Raw genomic sequence first — 25174 nt, 5'->3', positions numbered from 1 at the left:
CGCCTCAGGTCAGTCCAGCTTGTCGCCTTCGATGTGCCACTTGGCGAGCAGCGCCTGGTAGCTGCCGTCGGCCTGCATGTCCTTGATGATCTGCGTCACCGCCGCGCTCAACTGCGGGTCGTCCTTGCGAAAGCCGAAACCGGTGAGGATGCGGGCGAAGGCCGGCACGCCGGTCTCGAACAGGTCGGGGGCCATGCCCTGGTAATAGCCTGCGGTTTCCAGGGTGGTGCCGTAGGCATCGGCCTGTTGGATACGTAGGGCTTGGAAGGCGTCGGTGTCGGAGTTGTACACCACCACCTGCATGGGCGCTTTGCCGGCCTGCTTGAGCTTTTCGTTGTGGGCTTCGAGCAGGGTGCGGATGGTGGAGCCGTTGAGCACCGCGACTTTCTTGCCGGAGAGGTCATCCAGGGTATGGATGCCTTTGGGGTTGCCCTTGCCGACCACCACGGCCTGGCTGGAATACATGTAGTTGACCATGTCGATCACTTCGCGCCGTTCGGGCTTGTCGAACAGCTGGTCGGCGAGCATGTCGCACTGCCCGGCCAGCAGCGCCGGAATCAGCCCGGAGAAGGGCGTCACCCGCCAGTCGATGGGCTTGTCGCCCAGGCGTTTGGCAATCGCCTGGCCCAGTTCCACGGTGACCCCGGCCGGTTTCTGCGCGGCGTCGAAGAAGCCCATCGGCGGCGAGTCCATGGCGCCGCAGAACACCAGTTTGTCGGCGTGCTGCAGACGGTCGGGAATCTTGACCGCGTCGGCATGCGCCAGGGGCGCGGCAAGGCAAAGGGCGATGAGGCACTGCGGGATCCTGCGTACGAACATGGTCAGCTCCAGAAGGTGAGGTTGCCGTGGCAGTTCAGTGGGACAGTCGAAGTGCGGGTCTCAGGTGCCCGTTGCTTCGAGGAATTCCAGCAGCGAGGGCACCGTGCCCTCGATGTGTTCGCAGAGCACGCGCTGGGCCTGGACGGCGTCGCCGCTGCGCAAGGCATCGAGGATGGCGGCGTGTTCTTCGCGGGCGCTCAAGGGTTTGTCGACATGCTGCAGCCACAGGCGCAGGTGCGGCTCGATCACCGAGTACAGCGCGCTGATCTGGCGCAGCAGGCGCGGGCGCTCGGCCAGGCTGCACAGGTAGTGATGAAAGGCGCGGTGACGGCCGATCCATTCGGCGCTGTCGTCGCGGCACTCGTCCATCTCGTCGAGCAACCGCTCCAGGCGACTGAGGTGGCGTTCGTTCAGGTGCGCGACGGCGAGGCGGATGGCCAGGCCTTCGAGCGCGCTGCGCATCTCGAACACTTCACGCATTTCTTCGATGTTCAGGCCGCTGACGATGGCGCCACGGTTCGGCCGCAGGTTCACCAGGCCTTCGGCGGCCAGGCGGCGGAACGCCTCGCGCACCGGCATGCGGCTCATGCCGATGTCATTGGCGATGTCTTCGGCGATCAGCCGGTCACCGGTGCGGTAGCGGCCCTTGCAGATGGCGTCGAGCAGAAAGGCGTAGGCCTCTTCTTCGGCGGTGGCGGGCTGACGGGGGTAGGGCGAGACCAGATGCATACCGAATTCCTTGTGGATTTTTGTATCCAATTATCCATGTAGGCAGTAATGCACCGCGCGTGCCAGTTTTTGTGTTCGAAGCAAGCTGTTGAATGGCAAAGGAATGTTGAAAAGACGCGGGTGCGATTGGTGCGCTGAGTCGGAGCAGGTGTCACTTTTGTGCCCCGTCGGCGGGCGTCTGGAAACGTTCGGTAACAAAGGGGGCTTATTGCTGGCTACGCCCGTATCAACCGCTTTTTGAGAGGCGGTTCACGTCTGGAGCGTGAACAAGTCGACCGCTGAGCAATCTGCGTTGCTCTCAAGGGAACGTATCCAAGTCGCTGATTTCATACGCTCAGAATCCGCTAACCGTGCCGTAAAAACCCTGATGGTCCGCCCAACATGAACTCAATCAAGGACAGCGATACATCCCGTACTCGCTCGCCTGAGCCCGGCTTTCTGCGCGATGGCGGAACGGTGGCTACGTTGCTGCTGCGGCGGGACTGGAGCGCGTCGCCCCTGGGCGATCCTCAGAGCTGGCCGCTGGGCCTGAAAACCTTGATGGGCACCATTCTTCCTGCCCAGGCGCAAATCGTACTGTTCTGGGGGCCGCAGTACTTGGCGCTGTACAACGATGCGTACGCCCCGACCATCGGCGCCAAGCATCCGCATGCCTTGGGCCGCCCGGCCATCGAGCACTGGCGCGAGCTGTGGGACGACCTTGAGCCGCTGTTGCGCAACGTGCGCGAGACCGGCGAGACGTTTTCGGCCAAGGACCGTGCCTTTTACCTGGAACGTCACGGCGTCGGTGAGACCGTGTATTTCGATGTGTCCTACTCGGCGGTGCGCGAGGCCGATGGCAGTGTCGGCGGCGTGCTGTGCATCGTCACCGAGACCACTGAGCGGGTGCAGTTCGAGCGGCGCCAAGCGTTTCTATTGGCGCTGGGCAAGGCCTTGCCGGAGATCGCCGAGGCCGAGGCCATCGAGGTTCACGTCACACGCAGACTCGGCGAAGAGTTGCGCGCGTCACGGGTGTGGTTGGCCGAGGACCTGGGCGATGGCGAGCGCTATCGTGTCACCCGCGACTGGGTCGACGGCGTACCGTCGCAGACCGGTGAAGGCGCCTGGAGCGAGCACGGCGCACAGGTGCACGCGTATTTGCAGACCGGCCATCCGCTGCTCGGGGATCGTCTGGCCAGCGCATCGGCTGAACCTTGCGCCAGCCTGAAGGTGCCGTTGTTACGTGCGGGTGTGTTGGAGGCGATGCTGTGCGTGGATTTCGACCGTCCCCAGGTGCTCGCCGTGGACCAGTGTCGCCTGGTGGAAGAAGCCGCCCAACTGGCCTGGTCGGCGATCCTCCATGCCCGCGCCCAACAGGCGTTGCACGCCAGTTCCGCGCACCTGGAAGCCACGCTGCTGGAACTGATGACGCTCAATGCCACGCTGGAGGAGCGCGTCGCCAGCATGCTGGCAGAGCGTGAGTCGGACCTCATGCAGTTGCACGAAGCGCGCAAGATGGAAACCGTCGGCCAGCTCACTGGCGGCATTGCCCATGACTTCAACAACATGCTCACGCCCATCATCGCTACGCTGGAGCTGATCGCCCGACGCCCCGACGACACCGCGCGCTCGGCGCGCCTGATCGAAGGTGCGCTGCAGGCGGCGGACCGCGCCCGCAGCCTGGTCGGCCGCCTGCTCAGCTTTGCCCGGCGCCAGACCCTCAAGCCGCAACCGGTGTCACTGGCGACGCTGGTCAGCGACATGCACGAACTGATCAGCCGTTCGCTGGGGCCGACCATCGCCATCCACATCGACATTGCCGCCGACCTGCCCGCCGCGGTGATCGATCCGCATCAATTGGAGGTGGCGCTGCTCAACCTGGTGGTCAACGCCCGTGACGCCATGGCTCAGGGTGGGCACCTGCGGATCAGCGCCGGCCTGGACAGCGCGCGCGAGGATCGTCCGGCAGGCTTGGAAGCAGGCCAGGTGATCTGGTTGGAGGTGGCCGACACCGGCTGCGGCATGAGTGAAGACGTGCTTGCCCACTGTTTCGAACCGTTCTATTCCACCAAGGGCGTCGGCAAGGGTACCGGGCTGGGACTGCCCATGGTGCAGGGGCTGTCGCTGCAGTCCGGCGGCGACTTCGCCATCCGCTCGCAACTGGGCAAGGGGACGGTAGCGACGCTGTGGTTACCAGTGAGTGCCGATTACCGGCCAAGCCGGGAAGACTACGCTCAGGAGGTGCCCAGCGCTCAAGGGCCGGTGCGGGTGCTGTTGGTGGACGACGAAGCTATCGTGCGTCAGGTGACGGCCATGCAGTTGCGCGATCTGGGCTACCAGGTCACCGAGGCCGCCAGTGCCGCCGAAGCACGGACGCTGCTGGAGCAGGGCTTGGCGCTGGAGGTGCTGGTCACCGATCAGGTGATGCCCGAGCAGACTGGCGCCGAGCTGGCCAAGCACTTACGCATGCATTTGCCCGAACTGCCTGTGCTGATCATCACCGGTTACGCCAACCTCACGCCCCGTGAACTGTGCGGGTTCGAGGTGCTGCGCAAACCCTTTCGGCGGAGCGAGCTGGCCCGTAGCCTGGCGCGGTTGGTGCCGTCGGTCTGACGCCGAGTCCGCGCGCCCTGGCGGTGCTAGCCGGCCAGGACGCTGTCGAGCATCTGACACACCTGTTCGGCCGAGTAAGGTTTGGCCAGGAAGGGGAAGCCTTGATGGCCGCCTTCAGCGATGGCATCGCTGTATCCGGAAGCCAGGATCACTGGCAGGTGCGGTTGGCTGCGACGCAGTTCACGGGCCAGGGCCAAGCCGCCCATGCCAGGCATCACCACATCTGAGAACACCACGTCGAAGGGGTCTTCGGTCATGTGCATCTGCGCCAGGGCATCTTCGGCCGAGGTGGCCCAACTGACTTGGTAGCCGTGGTCCTTGAGAATCTGCGCGGTGAAGCTGCCCAGGTCGCGGTTGTCTTCCACCACCAGTATTCGCCGTGGCCCGTGCTCCACGGTGACCGGCGAGCTGGGCTCGGGGGCGGCGTGGGCGTCGGTGGCGCGCTCCTGCGGCAGATAAAGGGTAAAGGTGGTGCCCTGGCCGGGCACGCTGGTGACCTGCACGTCGCCGCCGGATTGCTTGACGAAACCGAACACCTGCGACAGGCCCAGACCCGTGCCCTGGCCGGACGCCTTGGTGGTGAAGAACGGGTCGAAAATACGTTCGAGCAGGTCCTGGGCGATGCCCACGCCGTTGTCGATCACCGAGATCGCGGCGAAGGTTCCACTCAGGCCCGGTTGCCCATGCAGCGTCGGCACCACCTGATCCGGCTGCAGGCGCAGGCGCAGCACGCCTTCACCATTCATGGCATCGCGGCCGTTGATCATCAGGTTGATCACAGCCGTCTCCAGTTGGGCGAGGTCGGCACGGATATGGCACGGCGTGTCCGGCAATTCCAGGTTGACCTGGATGCGTGCGCCGGTCGCGGTATCGAGCATTTCGGCCATGGCCTCGAGCCGTGGCCCGGCTTCGAACACCTGCGGGCTGAGGGCTTGCCGGCGGGCGAAGGCCAGCAACTGGCCGGTGAGCTTGGCGCCGCGATCGACGGTGTCGGCCACGGTTTTGAGATAGCGCTGACGGCGGCTGTCGTCCAGGTCCGGACGCTGCAGGAAGTGCAGGGAAGAGCGGATGATGGTCAGCAGGTTGTTGAAGTCGTGGGCCACGCCGCCGGTGAGCTGGCCGATGGCTTCGAGTTTCTGGGTCTGGCGCAGCAGTGCTTCGGTGTGCAGCAACTGTTCGGTGCGTTCCTCCACCCGCTGTTCCAGCGTGGCGTTGAGCACCTCTAGCGCCTGTAGCGTCTCGCGCGCCTCGGTGCTGGCCTGCACGCGCTGGATGTGTGCCCAGGAGCGCTCGGTCACTTCGCTGATCAGCGCGTACTCGTAGCCGGTCCACAGCCGGGGCTGCTGGTCGTTGATGGCCATCAGGGCCGTCAGGCGCCCGTCCTTGACCAGCGGCCTGCAGATCGTCGCGCTGACGCCCATGCCGGCGAAAGCCACGGCCTCGGCGGGATCAAGTTCGGCGTCGCGGTCGTTGATCACCAGCGCATCACCGGCGCGCAGGCGCTGCTGGGCCAACTGCCCGAAGTCGGCCAGCCGGTACTGGCCAAGCAATTGCGGTAACCCAGGGGCGACCCAGTCGCCGCAGACGGTGAAGCCATCCTGGTCCGGGGCCATGAGCGCGTAGGCGCAACTGGACAGGTTCAGATGCTCGCCCAGTCGAGCCGTGGTGATGGCCAGAATGCACTCCGGCTCGGTGACGTTGGCCACGGCGCGGCCAAGGTCGTCGAGAAATTTCAGGCGCTGGTTGGCCACCACGTTGGCGGTGGTTTCGTTGACCGTATCGAGCATGCCGACCACGCGACCGTGCTGGTCACGGATCGGGCTGTAGCAGAAGGTGAAATAGGCCCGTTCGGGCCGATCATGGCGTTCGATGATCAACGGGAAGTCTTCGATGTACACGGCTTCACCCGCGAGGGCGCGCTGCGCCATACCTTCGATCTCGCTCCAGGCCTCCTGCCACACGTGGCTGAACGGACGGCCCAGGGCCAGGGGTTTGTCCCCGAGGATTTCGATGAAGGCGTCGTTATACAGGGTGATCAGCTCGTCGCCCCACAGCACCGCCTGGGCGAAGCGCGAGCCCAGGCACAGGGCCACGGTGGTCTTGAGGACATCCGGCCAGGTGTCCAGGGGGCCAAGCGGCGTTGCCGCCCAGTCGTGGGTGCGGATGCGCTCGGCCATATGTCCGCCGCCTTCCAGCCAATTCGCCATGAAAATTGCCGCTTCGCTTGTCAGGAGCGCATAGGGTGCACCGGGAATGGCTGGCTGGCGAGTGATTTGTGCCAATCGGGCGCGCAGCAGGCCTCAGCGCATGAAGTGCACTTTGCCGCTGTCGTCGTTGCCCATGTAGATGCCATACACACCTGCCTGGCGTTCGAGGATATAGCGCTCGAGTATCTGCCGGATCGCAGGGTAGTAGATCTCGTCCCAGGGAATGTCTTCGGGTGCGAAGAAACGGTAGTCGAGGGTTTCGGGGCCGAATTGGCCCGTTTCCTCGGTGGCGATGGCGCGGAAGACGATGTACACCTCGCTGATCTTCGGCACGCTGAAGATCGAGTAAGGCGAGATGATGTCGGCGCGCACGCCGGTCTCCTCCCACACCTCGCGCAGCGCCGCCTGCTCGGTGGTTTCCCCGGCCTCCATGAACCCGGCTGGCAGCGTCCAGGTACCAGGGCGCGGCGGGATGGCGCGCTGGCACAGCAGGTAGCGACCGTCGCGCTCGATGATGCAGCCGGCGATGATCTTCGGATTGATGTAGTGGATATAGCCGCAGGCCGGGCAGTGCTGGCGAGCATGGGTGTCGCCGGTGGGGACGCCCCGGTCCAGTGCCGTGGTGCAGTGCGGGCAGTAGCGCGGGGCGTTGGGCATATTAGCGGCCTATGCGAGGGTCCTTCAGGGCCAAGGGCGCGACGATGTCGCGCACCTGGGCGTTGTCGTCCTGCTTCTGGCGCAGGTACTCCAGGGCCACCTTGGCGGCGGCGCGCACGTGATCGACGGAGGCCTGGTGCGCTGCTTTCGGGTCGCCGCTCTTGATCGCCTCGACCATCTTCTCCATCTCCCGGTTGCTGGCCCCACGGCGGTTCTGCTGCGACACCGAGGTGGCGCGCAGGTAGCTAATGCGGGCCTGCAACTGGCGCAACTGGGTGGCGGCGACGTGGTTGCCCGAGCCTTCGAGCAGCACATCGTAGAAGCCTTGCACCGAATCGAGCACCTGCTGCAGCTCGCCTTCTTCCAGCGCTTCACGGTTCACTTCCAGGGCACGCTCGAGGGCGCGGATGTCCTTGGCCTTGGCGTTGAGGGTGAACAGTTGGACGATCAGCCCTTCGAGTACGCAGCGCAGCTCGTAGATGTCGCGCGCATCCTCCAAGGTGATGATTGCCACTCGCGGGCCCTTGGCGTCGGCGAACTCCACCAGGCCTTCGGACTCCAGGTGACGCAGCGCTTCACGCACCGAGGTGCGGCTGACGCCCAGGCGGTCACAGAGGTCGCGCTCGACCAGGCGGTCGCCGGGCAGCAGGTGGAAGTTCATGATCGCCGCGCGCAGCTTGTCGAGCACGATTTCGCGGAGCGTGACGGGGTTGCGGTTGACCTTGAAGCTGTCGTCGAGTGGCTGGCGTTTCATCAGGGGAGCTCTGTGTGTGGCTGTTGCGCCAGGCTCGAAGCGCCCCGAACCCAGACGCTCCTTGCAGTGGTTCGACAGCCCGCTGTTAACGGGTGGGCTCCGCGTCGGCTTCGGCGAACGCTTCGCGGGCCAGGCGGAAGCTGTCCACCGCCGCGGGTACGCCGCAATAGATGCCGACCTGGAGCAGGATTTCACGAATCTGTTCCCGGCTCAGACCATTACGCAAAGCGCCGCGGATGTGCAGCTTGAGCTCGTGGGGCCGGTTGAGGGCGGAAATCATCGCCAAGTTTATCATGCTGCGCTCTTTGAGCGACAAGCCGTCACGGCCCCAGACATGGCCCCAGCAGTATTCGGTGACCAGGTCCTGCAGCGGCTTGGTGAAATCGTCGGCGTTCTGCATCGAACGGTTGACGTACGCCTCGCCCAGCACCTGGGTGCGGATCTGCAGGCCTTTTTCGTACTTCTCGTTGCTCATCGGCGGGGCTCCTGGAGAAGGTCGATAAGATGAAATGAGCGCGAAGCCTGGGGTGAATCCATCGTCGGCTCACCGACGATGAATTCAACCCCGGTCCTCAGCCCAGCGGCGGCAGCGCGCCGAGCTTGCCCTTGTGATAGAGCATCGGCGTCACCGGTTCGGCCGGCAGCACCAGGTTCTTCACGGCGCCGACGATGATCGCATGATCACCGCCATCGTACTCGCGCCACAGCTCGCACTCGATGATCGCCGTGGCCTTGGCCAGCAGCGGGTTACCCAGCTCGCTCAGGTGCCAGTCGATGCCCTTGGCCTTGTCCTTGCCTTTGCCCGCGAAGGCATAGGCCTCGGCCGTCTGCTCGGCGGACAGCAGGTGGATGGCGAACTGCTTGCTGTCGCGCAGGATCGGGTAGGTGTCGGAGGCGTAGTTGGGGCAGAACAACACCAGCGCCGGCTCGATCGACAGCGCACTGAAGGCGCTGGCGGTGATGCCGACGATACCGCCCTGCGGATCGAGGGTGGTGACCACGGTGACGCCGGACGGGAAGGAGCCCATCACGTCTTTGTAGATGCCAGGTTCGATCATCTCGTGCTACCTCTTCAACGCATCACAAACGGATCGGGCATCGGCGCGGTGGACAAGTTGATCCACACGGTCTTCAGCTCGGTATAGGCGAGCACCGAATCGATGCCGCTCTCACGGCCGTAGCCGCTGTTCTTGAAACCGCCGATCGGCGCCATGGCCGAGACGGCGCGATAGGTGTTGACCCAGATGATGCCCGAGCGCACGTCGCGCGCCAGGCGATGGGCTCGGCCCAGGTCGCGGGTCCAGATGCCGGCGGCCAGGCCGAACTGCGAGTCGTTGGCCATGGCCAGGGCCTGTTCCTCGGTCTTGAAGCGGATCACTGCCGCGACCGGGCCAAACACTTCCTCTTGCATGATGGTCATCGAGTGGCTGTCGCATTCGAACAGGGTCGGTTCGTAGAACCAGCCGTCGCCCTCGACCTCGGCGCGCTTGCCGCCCAGGCGCAGCTTGGCGCCTTCGGCCTGGGCCGCAGCCACCAGGCCTTCCACCACCGCCAGTTGCTGGGCCGTGGCCATGGGGCCCATTTCGCTGGCCTCGTCCTGCGGGTTGCCGATACGAATACGCTTGGCGCGCTCGATCAGGCGTGCGACGAACTCATCGAAGATCTCGTCCTGCACCAGCAGGCGCGAACCGGCCACGCAGCTTTGCCCGGAGGCGGCGTAGATACCTGCGACCGCGCCATTGATGGCACTGTCCAGATCGGCGTCGGCGAAGATGATATTGGGCGACTTGCCGCCCAGTTCCAGCGACAGCTTGGCGAAGTTTTCGGCACTGCTGCGCACCACATGGCGGGCCGTGGCAGCGCCGCCGGTGAAGGCGATCTTGCGCACCAGCGGGTGACGGGTGAGGGCGGCACCGGTACTGGGGCCGTAGCCCGTCACCACGTTGACCACGCCCGCAGGGAAGCCTGCCTCGAGGGCCAGGCGGGCCAGTTCGAGAATGGTCGCCGAGGCGTGCTCGGACGGCTTGAGGACGATGGTGTTACCGGCGGCCAGTGCCGGGGCCAGCTTGATCGCGGTCAAGTACAACGGGCTGTTCCACGGGATGATGCCCGCTACCACGCCGATCGGCTCGTGCACGGTGTAGGCGAACAGGTCGGGCTTGTCCAGCGGCAGGGTGCCGCCTTCGAGCTTGTCGGCCAGACCGGCGGTGTAGTGGAAGAACTCCGGCAGGTAGCCGACCTGGCCGCGGGTCTCGCGGATCAGCTTGCCGTTGTCACGGCTTTCCAGTTGCGCCAGGTGTTCCTTGTTCTCGGCGATCAGGTCGCCGAGGCGGCGCAGCAACTTGCCGCGCGCAGTGGCGGTGAGGCCGCGCCAGGCTGGGTTGTCGAAGGCGCGTTGGGCGGCCTGCACGGCCAGTTCGACGTCCTGCGCGTCGGCATCGGGCAATTGCGCCCAAGCCTGGGCGGTGGACGGATCGAGGCTGTCGAAGGTCTTGCCGCTCTGGGCATCGCGCCACTGGCCGTCGATGCACATCTGGAAACGAACGAGGGTCATGCAACTATCCCCTTGGCGGATTCGGTGAGGGTGCGCGCTTCGCGCAGGAAGTCCAGCAGCATGCGGTTGACGTCACGTGGGGCTTCCACCGGCATCATATGCCGTTGCTCGGCCAGCACCACGCTGCGGGCGCCGGGAATGCGCGCGGCGAGCTGGCGGGTCATGGCCGGGGTGGAGCCGGTGTCGAGTTCGCCGGTGGCGATCAGCGTCGGCACCTGGATGCTGCCCAGGTCGGCTTCGCGGTACATGTCCTGGGTGGCGAACAGCGAATAGGTGGTGTGGTAGCCCTGCGGGTCGTTGCCGGCCAGCACCTGACGGATGGCCGCGACCTGGGCCGGATTGGCGGCCTTGTATTCACGGCTGAACCAGCGCTCCAGCGCCGCATCGACGTTGGCGTCCGGGCCCAGTTCGGCGGCCTGGGCGGCGCGGGCGATGACCCCGGCGCTTTGCTCGGGGCTGCGGTTGAACACGCTGTTGAGCACCACCAGCGCCGACAGCCGCTGCGGATAGTGCAGGGCGAAGGCGCGAGCGATCAGCCCGCCCATGGAGAAGCCGATCACGGTGGCCTGGGCGATCTGCAGATGATCGAGCAACTCGACCAGTTGCGCGGCGTAGCCTTGCAGGTCGGTATCGACAGCGGGGCGAGCGCTCTGGCCATGGCCGAGCATGTCGTAGGCGATGACCCGGTAATCGGCGGCCAGGCCGACGAATTGTCCGCCCCACATTTCCTTGTTCAGGCCCACGCCGTGGATCAGCACCACGGGTTGGCCCTGGCCGAGGCTCAGGTAGCTGGTCCCGGCCGGTGTACGTTCAGCGACAGGCTGAATCATGGGTGGTGCTCCTTGAAGGCCGCAGCGTCGACGCGTCGCTGCGGCCGGTGTGCATGTTGTTATTGGGCGCTGGCTTTCTCGGCCGCCAGTTCTTCCAGGTCGATGTAGCGGTTACCGATGCGCGGATGCAGGCGGCCGCCGTCGGCTGCGCCCAGGACCACGACGATCTCGTCGGCGCGCGGGGCGTCTTCGATCTGCATTTCCAGGGTGATGTAGTGCGAACGCAGGCCCTCGTCGTCCTTTTGCATCATCGGGATCTGGATCGAAGTGCCAGGGCCACCGCGCTTGTTTGTGAAGCTCAGGTAGCTCTTGGCCTGCACGGCCTCGCGGTAGTGATTGCCGAAACGCAGGGTGTGGATCACCGCCGAGGCGTGCTCGATCTCGCCGTCGGCACCCACTACCGCTGCCTTGCCGTAGGCTTCGATCTTGTCCGCGCCGCCGATGGCTGCCGTGAGGCGCTCGACCATGAGGGCGCCCAGCTCGGAGCAGTTGGCACGGATTTCTGGCTTGAGGTCTTCAACGAAACCGCGACCGGCCCATGGGTTCTTGATCACCACGGCCAGTCCGACCATGGTCACTGGCTTGTCGGTGGCCTTGCCGCCTTCGATGCGGGTTTCTTCGGAGTAGGTGACGATCTTGCGGATTTCGAAACTCATGGGGGGCTCCTGGTGAGGAAAGACAGTGATTAACCAGTTTTGTCTTATGGTATACCATAATACCAATTATGGAAGTGCCAAGTGGCGAGCTTCAAGCGGCAAGTCAACGCAGGCTGCGATCAACCTGCCGCTTGTGACGGCCTGTCTCAGGCAAAGGCCGGGACCACTTCCTTGATGAACAGCTCCAGCGACTTGCGCTTTTCTTCGTGCGGCAGGCTGTTGTCGCACCAGAAGCTGAACTCATCGACACCTAATTCCTGGTAGTAGCGGATGCGCGCGATGATTTCTTCGGGGGTGCCGATCATGGTGTTCTTGCGGATGTTGTCCAGCGCGAACGCCGGCACTTCGGCGAACTTGGACTCCGGGCTCGGCTCCAGGAAACCATCGACCGGCGTGGTCTTGTTGCCGAACCAGGCGTCGAAGGTGCGGTAGAAGCGCGAGATGGCCTGGGCGCCGACTTTCCAGCCGTCCGGGTCGGCCGGGCTGTGCACGTGGGTGTGGCGCAGCACCATCAGTTGCGGGCGTGGCACCTCGGGGTTGTTGTCCAGAGCGGCCTGGAACTTGTTTTTCAGGTCCAGCACTTCCTCGTCGCCCTTCATCAATGGGGTGACCATGACGTTGCAGCCATGCTTGACCGCGAAGTTGTGCGAGTCCGGGTCGCGCGCAGCGATCCACATCGGCGGCATGCCCGCCTGTACCGGCTTGGGCACGCTGGTCGAGGTGGGGAAGTTGTACACCTCGCCTTGGTGGGCGTAGTCGCCCTGCCACAGCGCGCTCACCGCCGGGACCATTTCGCGCAGGGCCTTGCCGCCGTCGGTGGCGGGCATACCGCCGGCCATGCGGTCGAACTCGAACTGGTAGGCGCCGCGGGCCAGGCCCACTTCCATGCGGCCGTTGCTGATGACATCGAGCAGGGCGCATTCGCCCGCCACGCGGATCGGGTTCCAGAACGGCGCGATGATGGTGCCGGCGCCTAGGCGAATGGTTTCGGTGCGGGCGGCCAGGTAGGCCAGCAGCGGCATTGGGCTTGGCGAGATGGTGTATTCCATGGCGTGGTGTTCGCCGATCCAGACCGTGCTGAATCCGCCGCGCTCGGCCATCAGGGTCAGTTCGGTCAGGTCCTCGAACAGCTGGCGGTGGCTGACCTGGTCATCCCAACGTTCCATGTGCACGAACAGCGAAAATTTCATGGGGTTTTCCTCGGAGCGAGTGGTGGTCGCCTGGCGGGGCAGGGGGCGGATGACAACGGCTCGGGCCGTGTACTCAGGTGAGACCCCTGTCGCTCGCTCAGGCAGGTGGTGTCAGGCGAGCGCGGGCAGGCTGGCCATCTTGCCGCGGCAATAGATCATCGGGCTGGGGGCCTCGTCGGGGACGATCAGGTTGTGCACCTTGCCCACCATGATGGCGTGATCGCCGCCTTCGTATTCGCGCCACAGCTCGCACTCGATGATCGCCGTGGCACCGGTCAGCAGGGGATTGCCCAAGGCGCTCAGGGTCCACTCGATGCCGTTGGCCTTGTCCTTGCCCTTTTTCGCGAACGCATAGGCTTCGGCCTGCTGATCGCCGGAGAGCAGATGAATGGCGAAGCGCTTCTGCTTGATCAGCACGGGGTAGGAGTCGGAGCTGTAGTTGGGGCAGAACAGCACCAGCGGCGGGTCCATCGACAGGGAGGAAAAAGCGCTGGCAGTGAGGCCGACGACCGAGCCGTCGTCGTCCAGGGTGGTGATGACGGTGACGCCGGAGGGGAAGGAGCCCAGGACGTGCTTATAGAGGGTTGCGTCGATCATGGCGTTACCTCGATGGGGCGTGCGGTGGTCCGCGTTTTTTATCGTTGATGTGTCTGATGGTATACCGTAATACCTATATTGCAAGCGAATTTTTCCGCGACCCACGGGCGGCGATGAACGGTGCAAAGCCCGTAATCACTGGTCTGCTGGGCTAGGCGACTGCCCTGGCGTGAGGCGCTAAACGGATCAGGTGCGCCGAAAAAGTGCGGAGCAGTGTTGTCAAAAGTTTGGAATACCATAATATGGTCTTCAGCTGAGAGGCCGCCCAGAGCGGTTTCCATACAACGATAAAAATGATCCTTTCGAGCTGAAATCCTATGTCCCAACCGTCGTCGCAACACCAGTTTGTCGAGAATCATACGGTCGATCATGTTCCCCCCTCCGAGCGCCACGGGAAGGCGCGCGACCTGTTCACCCTCTGGTTCAGCACCAACATCGCCCCCCTGCCGATCGTCACCGGCGCGATGGTGATCCAGGTGTTTCACCTGAACCTGATGTGGGGTCTGGTCGCCATCGTGATGGGGCATCTGCTGGGCGGTATCGTCATCGCCCTGGCCTCTGCGCAGGGACCGCAGCTGGGCATTCCGCAGATGGTGCAGAGCCGCGGTCAGTTCGGGCGCTACGGCGCGTTGCTGATCGTGTTCTTCACCGCGTTGATCTACGTCGGCTTCTTCATTTCCAATATCGTCCTGGCGGGCAAATCGATCCATGGCATCGCCCCGAGCGTGCCGATGCCGAGCGCGATCGTGATCGGCGCCCTGAGCGCTACGGCCATCGGGGTGATCGGCTATCGCTTCATCCATAGCCTGAACCGCATCGGCACCTGGGTGATGGGTTCGGCGCTGCTGGCCGGCTTCATCATGATGTTCGCCCAGGACCTGCCGGCCGACTTCTACAGCCGCGGCGCCTTCAACCTGTCGGGCTTCATCGCCACCGTGTCGCTGGGTACCATCTGGCAGATCAGCTTCTCGCCCTACACCTCGGACTACTCGCGCTATCTGCCCAAGGAAATCGGCATCGCCAAGCCATTCTGGGCGACCTACTTAGGCGCCACCCTGGGCACTATCCTGTGCTTCAGCTTTGGCGCGGTGGCGGTGTTGTGCGTGCCCGAAGGCACCGATGCCATGGAGGCGGTGAAGCAGGCCACCGGCTGGCTCGGACCGATTCTGATGGTGCTGTTCCTGCTCAACATCGTCAGTCACAACGCGCTGAATCTGTACGGGGCGGTGCTGTCGATCGTCACCGCGATCCAGACGTTCGCCGCTCGGTGGACGCCGAGCGTGCGCGTGCGGGTGGTGCTGGCTTCGCTGATTCTGCTGGGCTGTGCGCTGGTGGCACTCAACGCCTCGGCCGGCTTCATCGGTCAGTTCATCGGCCTGATCCTGGCACTGCTGCTGGTGCTGGTGCCCTGGGCGTCGATCAACCTGGTGGACTTCTACCTGATCAAGAAGGGCGTGTACGACATCGCCTCGTTCTTCCGCGCAGATGGCGGCATCTATGGACGCTTCAACCATCACGCCATCGTCGCCTACGTGTGCGGGATTCTGGTGCAGTTGCCGTTCGCCAATACCGCGCTGTATGTGGGGCCCTACTCGAATCTTGTCGAAGGTGCGGACTTGTCGTGGTTGTTTGGTCTGCTGGTGACCGTGCCGCTTTACTACTGCCTGGCCACGCGCGGGCAGCCGGTGAAGGCGGGGAGGGTGGTGCGGGTAAATGAATGAAGCGCTAGGGGCCGCAGGGCGGCCCCGGTCTCTCTGAATCAGACTTTGAACTGCGCCACCATCCCATTCAACTCCACCGCCAGGCGCGATAGGTCCTGCGCCGCCGCGCTGGTCTGGTTGGCTCCCGCCGAGGTCTGCATCGCCAGGTCACGGATGTTGACCAGATTACGGTCCACTTCGCGCGCCACCTGCGCTTGCTGTTCCGAGGCACTGGCGATCACCAGATTGCGCTGGTTGATCGCCGCGATGGCCTCGGCGATCAACTCCAGCGCTTGGCCAGCGGCCTGGGCCACTTCCAAGGTGCCGCTGGCACGCCCCTGACTGCTGTGCATCGAACCGACGGCGCGCTCGGTGCCGGTCTGGATACCGCCGATCATCTGTTCGATTTCCGCCGTGGACTGCTGCGTGCGGTGCGCCAGTGCCCGCACCTCGTCAGCCACCACGGCGAAGCCGCGTCCGGCTTCGCCCGCGCGCGCCGCTTCGATGGCCGCGTTGAGTGCCAGCAGGTTGGTCTGCCCGGCAATCGAGCCGATCACATCGAGCACGCGGCTGATCTCATTGGCGCTGGTGGCCAGCGCTTCGATCTCGGTGGAGGTGCCGGTAACGTCTTCGACCAGATGCTGGATCGAGCTCAAGGCCTGGTTGACCTGATCGCGGCCGTCGCGGGTGGTCTGGTCGGCGCCTTTGGACGCATCGGCCGTGCTGACCGCGTTGTTCGCCACTTCTTCTACCGCCGCCGTCATCTGGTTGACGGCAGTGGCTGCCTGATCGATCTCGGCACTCTGCTGATGCAGGCCGCGGCTGGTGTCTTCGGTGACCGTGTGCAGCTCTTCGGAAGCCGAGGCCAGTTGGTCGGAGGACGCTGCGATCTGCCGGATAGTGTCGCGCAGGTTCTGCTGCATGCGGCTCAGGGCGCGCAGCAGCAAGGCCGGCTCGTCACGGCCGACGATGTGAATCTCTTGGGTGAGGTCACCGGTGGCCACGCGTTCGGCTACCCGGACGGCCTCGCCCAAAGGCAGCACGATACTGCGGGTCAGCAACACGGCGATTGCGGCCAGGGCGATGAGAATGGTGACCAGCGCGGCGACGATCAGCAGGAAGGCTTCGTCGTAGGTGTCGCTGCTCAGTTGAGAGGCTTTGTCCGCGCCGTTGGTGTTGTACTGCATCAACTCGCCGAGGGCTTTCATCATGGTGTCGGCGTATTCGGCGAGCGGGCCATTGACCAGGCGCTGGGCCTGGGCGATATCGCCATTGGCGGCAGCCTCGCGGATGGACTTCTGCAGGCCGTGGTAGCGCTCGGACAAGCGGATGAAGGTGTTGAACAGGGCGCGGTCGTCCTGTTCCTCGATGGTGGCTTCGTAGGTCTTGATACCTTCGGCAAGCTCGTTGTTGATGTCGCCGATGTGGCTGAGCGTGGCTTGGCGTGCGGCGGGGTCTTCTTCGATCACGCTGCGCAAGGTGAGTGCACGGGCCCGGCCCAGGCTGGTGCCGACCTCATTGAGGGCGATGATCGCCGGCATCCAGGTCACGCGGATTTCGTCGGTGGCGCTGTCCATGCGCCGGGTCTCGTACAGGGCGACCAGGCCCATGATCAGCACCAGCACGCCCAGCAGTGCGAAGACACACGCCGCCCTGATTCCGATCTTCATATTCCTTAACTGCATCTCGCTACTCCTTGGGATGTGGCAGGCAGGCCCTCGGTGGCCGGCGTGTCGCGGCATCTAGGCAACACATCTGGCGCTGGGTGACCTGCGGCAAAGTATGCTTTCGTCACCATGTGTAAGATTTTTGACGTCAATGATGCCATGTCGCCACGATCTGTGACCACTTGTTCGATGTAACAACGTTTACAAACTGATACGTCATTTTTTGACGAATCTGTCAGTTTTTATCTTTAAATTGACTACTTTGCGGTGTTCTAAAGCCGGTTTTGCGTCTGTGGTCGGCCGCGACCTTGGGTCGCAGTCAGGCACTTCGTGCATCTCGCGTCCTCATGGTTTCCTCCGCGCTGCGTAGCCGCTAAGGTGCGCGGCATACTCCGCCCGGTATCAACCTGACCATGACAAGTCCCCGCACCTTGACTTCACCCGCCGCAGCGCCGATCAGCCGAGGTCTGGTGATACTGCTCGCGTTCTGCTGCGGCGCCATCGTCGCCAACCTGTACTACGCCCAGCCCATCGTCGGCCTGATCGCGCCGGACCTGGGGCTGTCCACCGAACGCGCCAGCCTGATCGTGTCGCTCACCCAGATCGGCTATGCCCTGGGCCTGCTGCTGCTGGTACCGCTGGCCGACCTGCTGGAGAACCGCCGGCTGATGATCGCCACGGCTGTTCTGGCGTGCGTCAGCCTGTTGCTGGCTGGAAGCAGTGGGCAGGGGCAGGGCCATCTGTTCCTGGCCTACGCCTTGCTGATCGGCTTCAGTTCGGTGTCGGTGCAGATGCTCATTCCGCTGGCGGCCCACCTGACACCGGAGCATCAACGCGGGCGTGTGGTGGGCAACATCATGGGCGGTCTGCTGCTGGGGATTCTGCTGGCGCGTCCGCTATCGAGCCTGATCGCCGACCATTTCGGCTGGCGTGCCGTATTCATCGCGGCCGCGGGGCTGATGGCGGCGATGGTGCTGTTGCTGGCACTGACCTTGCCGCGTCGGGTGCCTGAGCACAGGGCCAGTTATGCGGCCCTCATGGCCTCGTTGGTCGGGCTGTTGCGGCGCCACCGGGCGTTGCGACAGCGCGCGTTGTATCAGGCGCTGATGTTCGGTGGGTTCAGCCTGTACTGGACTGCCGTACCCCTGGCGCTGACGCAGGAGCACGGTTTGTCGCAGAGCCAGATCGCCGTATTCGCCCTGATCGGCGCGGTGGGCGCGATCGCCGCGCCGATTGCGGGGCGCATGGCCGACGCGGGCCATGCGCGTCTGGGCACTCTGTTGGCCCTGACGCTGGCACCGCTGTCGCTGCTGTTCGGGCTGACAGCGCCGGGGGCGGGTGTGGTGGGCCTGGCGCTGACCGGTGTGCTGCTGGATTTTGCCGTGCAGATGAACATGGTGATCGGTCAACGCGAGGTGTATGCACTGGATCCGGCCAGCCGTGGACGGCTCAATGCCCTGTACATGACCAGTATCTTCATTGGCGGCGCCCTCGGCTCGGCGGTGGCCAGCGCCGTTTATGCCGGGTACGGCTGGACGGGCGTGGTGCTGGTGGGCGCGGCGTTGCCGGCAATGGGGCTGTTGGTCTTCCTGATACAGGGGCGACGCGCTCGGGGTTGAGCGCTGCACCCTGGCATTGGTGCATCAGGCGTTGGCTTGCATGGACTCGATCAGTGTCCATAGGCGCGGGTCCTGGTAATCGTCGATCACCAGTCCTGCCCCCGCCTGAAGCAGGCGCTCGGCCGGCTGGGTGGTGGCCAGGGCCACGGTGAAGATGCCGGCATCGACCGCTGCTTTCACGCCTGGCAGCGAATCCTCGAAGGCCAGCGCCTGCTCGGCCTTGGCGTTCAGGCGTTGCAGGCCAGTGAGATAGGGCAAGGGATCGGGCTTGGGCCGCGCCAGCTCGTCAGCCACCAGCACATGCTCGAAGCGTTCGATCAGCCCCAGGGCCTGAAGCATGTGTTCGGCATTCAGGCGTGGCGCATTGGTGACCACGCACATGCCCAGGCCTTGCTGCTTGGCGTGCGCCAGCAGGGGCAGCAGACCGGGCAGCGGCTCGAGCCGGGGCGACAGCTCGCGGAACAGTGCCTCCTTGCGTTCGGCCAAGGCCTGGCATTGGGCGGCATCGGCCTGAGGGAACAGTTCCTTGAACAGCAGGCCGTTGGAGCGACCGCTGACCTGTTCGTTGAACTGTGCCTGGGTCAATTCGCGACCGTCGTGATCGTGCAGCAGCTTGCGAAAGGCCTGCAGGTGCAGGGTGTCGGTATCGGTAAGGGTCCCGTCGAGGTCGAACAGCAGGGCGGTCAGCATCGGGCTTCCTGTCAGGTGAAGAAACAATTCAGCGGCCACTATAACCAATGTGGCGACGAAGGGGGCTGTTCAGTGTTTTGCGAAAAGAGTACAAATGTGCTCCATGAATACGCTCACTCCCAAACGCCGCGCCATCCTCGACTTCATCCGTGAACGCATCGCCGAGCACGGTCAGCCACCGAGTCTGGCCGACATCGCCCAGCGCTTCGGCTTCGCTTCGCGCAGCGTGGCCCGCAAGCACATCAGCGCCTTGCATCAGGCGGGTTTCATCGAGGTCACGCCTAACCAGGCGCGAGGCATTCGCCTGGCCCAACCCGTGCGCCGTCCGCAGGTGCTGGAATTGCCGGTGCTCGGTCGGGTGGCCGCCGGTGCGCCGATCGGGCCGGACCTGGACATCCACGAGCAACTGCTGATCGACCCCAGCCTGTTTCGGCGCACACCGGACTACCTGTTGAAGGTGCGCGGCGACTCGATGATCGGCGACGGCATACTCGATGGCGATCTGGTGGGCATCCTGCAGCAGGCCGAGGCCCGCGACGGGCAGATCGTCGTCGCCCGGCTCGACGGCGAGGTCACCATCAAGCGGCTGGAGCGGGTCAGCGGTGGGTATCGGCTGCTGCCGCGCAACCCGGCCTATGCTGCTATCGAGGTTGGCCCCGAGCACGACTTCTGCATCGAAGGGGTGTTCTGTGGCCTGGTGAGGCGTGACTGATGGGCGCGGTGGTCGATCTCGACGGGCTGCTCGACCAGCGTCGTGTCTGGCGAGGGCGACAGGCTCAACCCCGTGCCCTGGGCCTGCAGCCCACTGGTCATGCCGACCTGGATGCACGCCTGCCCGAAGGCGGCTGGCCACCGGCGGCGCTCAGTGAACTGCTGCTGGCCAGCCCGGGCTGCGGCGAGCTGCACTTGCTGTGGCCCACACTGGCGCGCCTGAGCGGTGAGGGCGGGCGGGTGCTGCTGGTGGCGCCGCCGTTCATTCCCTATGCCCCGGCCTGGCAGGCCGCCGGGGTCGACCTGCGCTGGCTGGCGCAGGTCGAGGCCAAACCGGACGAAGCGCTCTGGGCTGCCGAGCAATGCCTGCGTTCGGGCAGTTGTGCGGCGGTGCTGTGCTGGCCGGAGCGGGTCGACGATCGCGCCTTGCGTCGCTTGCAGGTGGCTGCCGAAACCGGTGAGGCGCTGGCGTTCGCCTGTCGCCCGCAACAGGCGGCACACAACCCATCGCCTGCGGCCCTGCGCATCGCCATCGATACCCGCCCGGCGCAGTGGCGGGTGCTCAAGTGCCGCGGTGGCCTGGTGCCGGCGGCCCCCATCAGCACTGCCGGGCGAGGTTGATGCGCCATGCTCTGGGCTTGCATCCTGCTGCCGCAACTGGCGCTGGACACCGTCCTGCGCGGGCGCGACGACGCCGATGCGCCGCTGGTGCTGTTGGCCGGTCCCGCGCAGCGTCGGGTGTTGCAAGCGGTCAATGGCGCCGCCGCAGCGCTGGGGCTGCGTGCGGGCCAGACGCTGACCGCCGCCCGCGCCTTGGCCGAAGGATTCACCTGTGTCGAGGTGGAACCGGCGCGCATCGAGCAGGTGCAGCAACTGCTGGCAGCCTGGGCCTACCGCTTCAGCGCCCAGGTCAGCCTGCACTACCCACGCGCACTGCTGCTGGAAGTGGGCTCGAGCCTGCAATTGTTCGGCCCCTGGTCACGTTTCGAGGCGCGCCTGCGCGAAGAGCTGCAGGCGTTGGGCCTGCGCCATCGCATCGTGCTGGCGAGCAATCCAGTGGCCGCTCGCATGCTGGCAAACGGTCACGATGGCCTCGCGCTGACCTGCCCCGAGCAGACCCGCGCCGCGTTGGCGAACATGCCGCTGGACCGCGTCGGTTTGCCGGCCGAGGCTGCCCAGGCGTTGTCCCGTATGGGCCTGCATCGACTCGCGCAGGTGCAGGCTTTGCCTCGCGATGCCGTGGCCCGACGCTTCGCCGCCAGTGTGCAGTTACACCTGGATCACCTGTTCGGCCTGCGTGCCCTTGGCCTGGCTTTCTATCAGCCGCCTGATCGCTTCGAGTCACGGCTGGAATTGAATTTCGATGTCGAGTCGCATCAGGCGTTGCTGTTTCCGTTGCGCCGTCTGCTCAACGACCTGGCAGCCTTTCTTGCCGGACGTGACTGTGGCGTGCAGCGCTTCGAGCTGCACCTGGAGCATGTCGAAGGTCCGGACACCGTACTCAAGGTTGGCCTGCTGGCTGCCGAGCGGGAGCCTGCGATGTTGTTCGAGCTGGCGCGTGGTCGCCTCGAGCCCTTGCGTATTGCCGCCCCAGTGCGCACCTTGCGCTTGCTGGCCGAGGACCTGCCAGCGTTCGTGCCCCAGCACCGAGCGTTGTTCGACCCGCGTGCGCAGCAGGCCCAGCCCTGGGAGCAATTGCGCGAGCGTCTGCGCGCCCGCTTGGGCGACGAGGCGGTCAAGAGCCTGTGCGCCGCTGCCGATCATCGTCCGGAACACGCTTGGCAGACAGCGGAGCAGGGCGCGGCGAGCGGCCTTGTGGTCATCCCTGGCAGCCGTCCTGGCTGGCTGCTGAGCCAGGCTCAAGCCTTGCCCGAATCGGGTGTGCACTGGTTGGGCAAGGCCGAACGCATCGAGTCGGGCTGGTGGGACGGTGGCGACGTGCGCCGCGACTACTACCGCATCGAAACCCGCGACGGCTTGCGCGGCTGGGCCTATCGCGATCTCGCGCAGCCTGGACCCTTGTGGCTGCAGGGCTGGTTCGCATGACGCCGCCCGAATACGCCGAGCTGCACTGCCTGTCGAACTTCAGCTTCCAGCGCGGCGCCTCAAGTGCCGACGAGCTGTTTCGTCGGGCAGGTGAACAGGGTTACCAGGCCCTGGCCATAACCGACGAATGCACCTTGGCCGGTATCGTCAGGGCCTGGCAGGCGGCCCGCGAGCACGGCGTGCGGCTGATCGTCGGTAGCGAAGTGCGGATGCACGACGGGCCACGCCTGGTGCTGCTGGTCGAAAACCTCGAGGGCTACCAGAATCTCTGTGCGCTGATCACCCGTGCGCGGCGCCGGGCTGAAAAGGGCGAGTATCAATTGCTTGCCGAGGACTTGGAGCATCGCACCCAAGGTCTGCTGGCGCTGTGGGTTGCCGATTCACTCGCCGATCATGCCGATGCCGATTGGTTGCAGCGCCTGTTTCCCGAGCGCTTGTGGCTGGCGCTGCACCTGCACCGTGGCCCCGACGACGATCAGCGCCTGCGAGCAGTCCACCTTCTCGCGCAGCAATTGCAATTACCGCTCGTGGCTTGCGGCGATGTGCACATGCATGTGCGCGGTCGCCGGGCCTTGCAGGACTGCATGACCGCCATCCGCCAGCACTGCAAGGTGGCTGAGGCAGGCGGCTATCTGTACCCCAACGGCGAGCGACATTTGCGCAGCCGCGATCAACTCGCTCAGCTGTATCCCGCGCCACTGTTGGCCGAGACCCTGGTCATCGCCGAGCGTTGCCGGTTCGACCTGAGCGAGCTCAAGTATCAGTACCCGCGCGAGTTGGTGCCAGACACCCATACCCCCGCCACCTGGTTACGTCACCTGTGCCTGCAGGGCATACCGGAGCGCTGGCCACACGGCGCCGACGACGAGGTTCATCAGGCGTTGCAACGCGAATTGGCCTTGATCGAAGAACTGGGCTACGAAAGCTACTTCCTGACGGTGCACGACATCGTCGCCTTCGCTCGACGCCAAGGCATTCTCTGCCAGGGCCGGGGCTCTGCCGCCAACTCAGTGGTGTGCTTCGTGCTGGGCATCACCGAGCTGGATCCCACCCGCCATCACCTGCTGTTCGAGCGTTTTCTATCACGCGAACGCAATGAGCCGCCGGACATCGACGTGGACTTCGAGCACGACCGGCGTGAAGAGGTCATCCAGTACGTGTTTCGCCGGTATGGTCGTCATCGCGCAGCACTGACTGCGGTGGTCAGTACCTACCATGCTGCCGGTGCGGTACGCGATGTGGCCCGGGTGCTGGGCTTGCCGGCCGACCAGATCGATGCCCTGGCCCAGTGCTGCGGACGCTGGAGCGACCGCATACCCGACGCGCAACGCCTGAGCGAGGCCGGCTTCGAGGCGCAGAGCCCGTGGTTGCGGCGCATTCTGGTGTTGGCAGGCGAATTGATCGGCTTCCCCCGACACCTGTCGCAGCACCCCGGCGGCTTCGTCATCTCCGAGCAACCGCTGGATCGCCTGGTGCCGGTGGAGAACGCGGCGATGCCCGAACGCACGGTGATCCAGTGGGACAAGGACGACCTGGACATGGTCGGCTTGCTCAAGGTCGATGTGCTCGCCTTGGGCATGCTCAGCGCTTTGCGTCGCTGCTTCGACCTGCTCAGGCAGCACCGGGGTCGTGATCTGACCCTGGCCACCATCCCCCAGGAAGACCCGGCCACCTATGCGATGATCAGCCGCGCCGAGACCATGGGCGTGTTCCAGATCGAGTCGCGGGCGCAGATGGCCATGCTGCCACGCCTGCAGCCACGCACCTTCTATGACCTGGTGATCGAGGTGGCCATCGTGCGGCCTGGGCCGATCCAAGGCGACATGGTGCACCCGTACTTGCGTCGTCGCATGGGCGATGAGCCTGTCAGTTACCCGTCGCAGAAACTCGAAGCGGTGTTCGAACGCACCCTGGGTGTGCCTTTGTTCCAAGAGCAGGTGATGGAGCTGGCGATGGTCGCGGCCGACTACAGCCCAGGCGAGGCCGACCAATTGCGTCGCAGCATGGCGGCATGGAAGCGACACGGTGGGCTGGAGCCACATCGTGTGCGGCTGCTCGAGGGCATGCAGCGCAACGGATACGAAGCAGCCTTCGCCGAACGCATCTTCGAGCAGATCAAGGGCTTCGGCAGTTATGGGTTTCCCGAATCCCATGCGGCCAGCTTCGCCTTGTTGTGCTACGCCAGCAGTTGGCTGAAGTGCCATGAGCCGGCGATCTTCACCTGTGCGTTGGTCAATAGCTGGCCCATGGGTTTCTACAGTCCCGACCAGTTGTTGCAGAACGCGCGTCGGCAGGGCATTGAGGTGCGTGCGGTGGATGTGTTCCACAGTGCATGGGACTGTACGTTGGAATTGAGGGAAGACGGCGACTTGGCGATCCGTCTGGGGTTGCGGCAGATCCGCGGCTTCAGCGAGGAGGATGCGCGGCGTCTGGAGCAGGCGCGGGCGCAGCGTGCCTGGCGCGATGTCGAGGATTTGTGTGTGCGTGCCGCCCTGGACAGCCGCGCCCGCGCGCGTCTTGCCGATGCTGGAGCCCTGAGGGCGCTGGCTGCGGACCGGCACCAGGCGCGTTGGCAGGTGGCTGCGGTGCAGGCGCAGTTGCCCTTGTTCGCAGGGCTCGAACCTGTGGCGGAAGCGGCGGTGTCATTGCCGGTGCCGACGGTGGCTGAAGAGGTGTTTGCCGACTATGCCTCGTTGGGTACGACGCTTGGACCTCATCCGTTGGTTCTGTTACGGCGGCGTTTGCGGGGGTTGGGGTGCCGCAGTCTGGTGGAGCTCGAGGCGTTGGGGCATGGGGATGCGGTTGCCGTGGCTGGGATCGTGGTGGGGCGGCAGCGACCGCAAACTGCCAGTGGGGTGACCTTTGTGACGCTTGAGGATGAGCATGGGTTGCTGAATGTGGTGGTGTGGCGGGAGTTGGCGGAGCGGCAGCGGGGGGTATTGGTGGGGGCTCGGTTGTTGAAGGTCAGGGGGAGGTTGGAACGGGAGAAAGGGGTGCTGCATCTTGTTGCTCGGCGGCTTGAAGATGTCAGTGGGTTGTTGGAGGGGCTTGAGGTTAGGAGCCGGGATTTTCATTGATTCTTTTGGGGAGGGGACGGGTGGTTTGGGGGCTTATCCGGTGGCTGTGGTGAGGCTGAGTCACCGAGAGTGTCAGATT

At 64.8% G+C, this 25174-nt stretch carries 21 protein-coding genes; 7 read left to right on the top strand and 14 right to left on the bottom strand.

Going from position 1 to position 25174, the window contains the following annotated elements; all coding sequences use genetic code 11:
- Nucleotides 1-9: 9 nt before the first annotated feature.
- Nucleotides 10-819, bottom strand: a complete 810-nt coding sequence (locus tag ACK2SD_RS15535; protein ID WP_029613152.1) for an ABC transporter substrate-binding protein — start codon at nt 817-819, stop codon at nt 10-12.
- Between the two features lie 60 nt (nt 820-879).
- Nucleotides 880-1548 carry a GntR family transcriptional regulator gene (locus ACK2SD_RS15530; RefSeq protein WP_317870258.1) on the bottom strand — a complete coding sequence of 223 codons (669 nt, stop codon included), beginning with the start codon at nt 1546-1548 and terminating at the stop codon, nt 880-882.
- A gap of 381 nt (nt 1549-1929) precedes the next feature.
- Between ACK2SD_RS15530 and ACK2SD_RS15525 the strand changes: the two genes are divergently transcribed.
- A complete protein-coding gene (locus ACK2SD_RS15525) occupies nt 1930-4140 on the top strand; it encodes an ATP-binding protein (protein ID WP_412460248.1) in 2211 nt (736 codons plus the stop codon).
- A 26-nt stretch (nt 4141-4166) separates the two neighbouring features.
- Here ACK2SD_RS15525 and ACK2SD_RS15520 read toward each other — a convergent pair whose 3' ends face one another.
- From ACK2SD_RS15520 to ACK2SD_RS15475, 10 genes are all read right to left on the bottom strand, one after another.
- Nucleotides 4167-6347: an ATP-binding protein gene (locus ACK2SD_RS15520; RefSeq protein WP_412460247.1), complete on the bottom strand. Its 2181-nt coding sequence runs from the start codon at nt 6345-6347 to the stop codon at nt 4167-4169.
- 93 nt (nt 6348-6440) lie between these two features.
- Nucleotides 6441-7004: an NUDIX hydrolase gene (locus tag ACK2SD_RS15515; protein ID WP_412460246.1), complete on the bottom strand. Its 564-nt coding sequence runs from the start codon at nt 7002-7004 to the stop codon at nt 6441-6443.
- A 1-nt stretch (nt 7005) separates the two neighbouring features.
- Complete coding sequence (locus ACK2SD_RS15510; RefSeq protein WP_029613153.1) at nt 7006-7758, bottom strand: GntR family transcriptional regulator; 753 nt, start codon at nt 7756-7758, stop codon at nt 7006-7008.
- Between the two features lie 85 nt (nt 7759-7843).
- Nucleotides 7844-8233 (bottom strand): 4-carboxymuconolactone decarboxylase, encoded by a 390-nt coding sequence (gene pcaC / locus ACK2SD_RS15505; RefSeq protein WP_029613154.1) that lies wholly within the window; start codon nt 8231-8233, stop codon nt 7844-7846.
- Between the two features lie 97 nt (nt 8234-8330).
- On the bottom strand, nt 8331-8816 hold the full coding sequence (locus ACK2SD_RS15500) for a flavin reductase family protein (RefSeq protein ID WP_039576980.1): 486 nt from the start codon (nt 8814-8816) through the stop codon (nt 8331-8333).
- A 14-nt stretch (nt 8817-8830) separates the two neighbouring features.
- Complete coding sequence (locus ACK2SD_RS15495; RefSeq protein WP_116887985.1) at nt 8831-10312, bottom strand: aldehyde dehydrogenase; 1482 nt, start codon at nt 10310-10312, stop codon at nt 8831-8833.
- Nucleotides 10309-11142 carry an alpha/beta fold hydrolase gene (locus ACK2SD_RS15490; protein ID WP_039576986.1) on the bottom strand — a complete coding sequence of 278 codons (834 nt, stop codon included), beginning with the start codon at nt 11140-11142 and terminating at the stop codon, nt 10309-10311. The genes ACK2SD_RS15495 and ACK2SD_RS15490 overlap by 4 nt, the downstream gene beginning before the upstream one ends.
- Nucleotides 11143-11201: 59 nt before the next feature.
- Complete coding sequence (locus ACK2SD_RS15485; protein WP_029613156.1) at nt 11202-11798, bottom strand: amino acid synthesis family protein; 597 nt, start codon at nt 11796-11798, stop codon at nt 11202-11204.
- A gap of 146 nt (nt 11799-11944) precedes the next feature.
- Nucleotides 11945-12988 carry an LLM class flavin-dependent oxidoreductase gene (locus ACK2SD_RS15480; RefSeq protein ID WP_412460245.1) on the bottom strand — a complete coding sequence of 348 codons (1044 nt, stop codon included), beginning with the start codon at nt 12986-12988 and terminating at the stop codon, nt 11945-11947.
- Nucleotides 12989-13099: 111 nt separating this feature from the next.
- Nucleotides 13100-13585: a flavin reductase family protein gene (locus ACK2SD_RS15475; protein ID WP_039576989.1), complete on the bottom strand. Its 486-nt coding sequence runs from the start codon at nt 13583-13585 to the stop codon at nt 13100-13102.
- Nucleotides 13586-13902: 317 nt separating this feature from the next.
- Here ACK2SD_RS15475 and ACK2SD_RS15470 point away from each other — a divergent pair, with 317 nt between their 5' ends.
- A complete protein-coding gene (locus ACK2SD_RS15470; RefSeq protein WP_412460244.1) occupies nt 13903-15306 on the top strand; it encodes a purine-cytosine permease family protein in 1404 nt (467 codons plus the stop codon).
- Nucleotides 15307-15344: 38 nt separating this feature from the next.
- Here the strand turns inward: ACK2SD_RS15470 and ACK2SD_RS15465 are convergent, their stop codons facing one another.
- On the bottom strand, nt 15345-16955 hold the full coding sequence (locus ACK2SD_RS15465; RefSeq protein ID WP_412462327.1) for a methyl-accepting chemotaxis protein: 1611 nt from the start codon (nt 16953-16955) through the stop codon (nt 15345-15347).
- A gap of 410 nt (nt 16956-17365) precedes the next feature.
- On the opposite strand from ACK2SD_RS15465, the gene ACK2SD_RS15460 reads away from it, so the two are divergent.
- Nucleotides 17366-18571 carry an MFS transporter gene (locus tag ACK2SD_RS15460; protein WP_412460243.1) on the top strand — a complete coding sequence of 402 codons (1206 nt, stop codon included), beginning with the start codon at nt 17366-17368 and terminating at the stop codon, nt 18569-18571.
- 24 nt (nt 18572-18595) lie between these two features.
- Here ACK2SD_RS15460 and ACK2SD_RS15455 read toward each other — a convergent pair whose 3' ends face one another.
- Nucleotides 18596-19261, bottom strand: coding sequence for an HAD family hydrolase (locus ACK2SD_RS15455; protein WP_412460242.1), 666 nt, complete (start codon nt 19259-19261; stop codon nt 18596-18598).
- 94 nt (nt 19262-19355) lie between these two features.
- Here ACK2SD_RS15455 and lexA point away from each other — a divergent pair, with 94 nt between their 5' ends.
- Genes lexA through ACK2SD_RS15435 form a run of 4 tightly spaced genes read left to right on the top strand, consistent with a single transcriptional unit; the run spans nt 19356 to nt 25095 of the window.
- On the top strand, nt 19356-19973 hold the full coding sequence (gene lexA / locus ACK2SD_RS15450; RefSeq protein ID WP_412460241.1) for a transcriptional repressor LexA: 618 nt from the start codon (nt 19356-19358) through the stop codon (nt 19971-19973).
- Nucleotides 19973-20593 (top strand): translesion DNA synthesis-associated protein ImuA, encoded by a 621-nt coding sequence (gene imuA / locus ACK2SD_RS15445; protein ID WP_116887992.1) that lies wholly within the window; start codon nt 19973-19975, stop codon nt 20591-20593. The genes lexA and imuA overlap by 1 nt, the downstream gene beginning before the upstream one ends.
- Before the next feature lie 6 nt (nt 20594-20599).
- Entirely contained in the window at nt 20600-22018 is a 1419-nt protein-coding gene (locus ACK2SD_RS15440) for a Y-family DNA polymerase (protein WP_412460240.1), read from the top strand.
- Nucleotides 21994-25095, top strand: coding sequence for an error-prone DNA polymerase (locus tag ACK2SD_RS15435; RefSeq protein WP_412460239.1), 3102 nt, complete (start codon nt 21994-21996; stop codon nt 25093-25095). The genes ACK2SD_RS15440 and ACK2SD_RS15435 overlap by 25 nt, the downstream gene beginning before the upstream one ends.
- Nucleotides 25096-25174 lie beyond the last annotated feature (79 nt).

It is taken from the genome of Pseudomonas sp. SC11, assembly GCF_047039205.1.
Taxonomy (GTDB): domain Bacteria; phylum Pseudomonadota; class Gammaproteobacteria; order Pseudomonadales; family Pseudomonadaceae; genus Aquipseudomonas; species Aquipseudomonas boreofloridensis.
This window is presented reverse-complemented; position numbering and strand designations above follow the sequence as displayed.

Bases quoted from the DNA above. Each gene is read 5' to 3' on its own strand.
- ACK2SD_RS15535 (WP_029613152.1), bottom strand. From the start codon at position 819: ATGTTCGTACGCAGGATCCCGCAGTGCCTCATCGCCCTTTGCCTTGCC.
- ACK2SD_RS15530 (WP_317870258.1), bottom strand. From the start codon at position 1,548: ATGCATCTGGTCTCGCCCTACCCCCGTCAGCCCGCCACCGCCGAAGAA.
- ACK2SD_RS15525 (WP_412460248.1), top strand. From the start codon at position 1,930: ATGAACTCAATCAAGGACAGCGATACATCCCGTACTCGCTCGCCTGAG.
- ACK2SD_RS15520 (WP_412460247.1), bottom strand. From the start codon at position 6,347: ATGGCGAATTGGCTGGAAGGCGGCGGACATATGGCCGAGCGCATCCGC.
- ACK2SD_RS15515 (WP_412460246.1), bottom strand. From the start codon at position 7,004: ATGCCCAACGCCCCGCGCTACTGCCCGCACTGCACCACGGCACTGGAC.
- ACK2SD_RS15510 (WP_029613153.1), bottom strand. From the start codon at position 7,758: ATGAAACGCCAGCCACTCGACGACAGCTTCAAGGTCAACCGCAACCCC.
- pcaC (WP_029613154.1), bottom strand. From the start codon at position 8,233: ATGAGCAACGAGAAGTACGAAAAAGGCCTGCAGATCCGCACCCAGGTG.
- ACK2SD_RS15500 (WP_039576980.1), bottom strand. From the start codon at position 8,816: ATGATCGAACCTGGCATCTACAAAGACGTGATGGGCTCCTTCCCGTCC.
- ACK2SD_RS15495 (WP_116887985.1), bottom strand. From the start codon at position 10,312: ATGACCCTCGTTCGTTTCCAGATGTGCATCGACGGCCAGTGGCGCGAT.
- ACK2SD_RS15490 (WP_039576986.1), bottom strand. From the start codon at position 11,142: ATGATTCAGCCTGTCGCTGAACGTACACCGGCCGGGACCAGCTACCTG.
- ACK2SD_RS15485 (WP_029613156.1), bottom strand. From the start codon at position 11,798: ATGAGTTTCGAAATCCGCAAGATCGTCACCTACTCCGAAGAAACCCGC.
- ACK2SD_RS15480 (WP_412460245.1), bottom strand. From the start codon at position 12,988: ATGAAATTTTCGCTGTTCGTGCACATGGAACGTTGGGATGACCAGGTC.
- ACK2SD_RS15475 (WP_039576989.1), bottom strand. From the start codon at position 13,585: ATGATCGACGCAACCCTCTATAAGCACGTCCTGGGCTCCTTCCCCTCC.
- ACK2SD_RS15470 (WP_412460244.1), top strand. From the start codon at position 13,903: ATGTCCCAACCGTCGTCGCAACACCAGTTTGTCGAGAATCATACGGTC.
- ACK2SD_RS15465 (WP_412462327.1), bottom strand. From the start codon at position 16,955: ATGAAGATCGGAATCAGGGCGGCGTGTGTCTTCGCACTGCTGGGCGTG.
- ACK2SD_RS15460 (WP_412460243.1), top strand. From the start codon at position 17,366: ATGACAAGTCCCCGCACCTTGACTTCACCCGCCGCAGCGCCGATCAGC.
- ACK2SD_RS15455 (WP_412460242.1), bottom strand. From the start codon at position 19,261: ATGCTGACCGCCCTGCTGTTCGACCTCGACGGGACCCTTACCGATACC.
- lexA (WP_412460241.1), top strand. From the start codon at position 19,356: ATGTGCTCCATGAATACGCTCACTCCCAAACGCCGCGCCATCCTCGAC.
- imuA (WP_116887992.1), top strand. From the start codon at position 19,973: ATGGGCGCGGTGGTCGATCTCGACGGGCTGCTCGACCAGCGTCGTGTC.
- ACK2SD_RS15440 (WP_412460240.1), top strand. From the start codon at position 20,600: ATGCTCTGGGCTTGCATCCTGCTGCCGCAACTGGCGCTGGACACCGTC.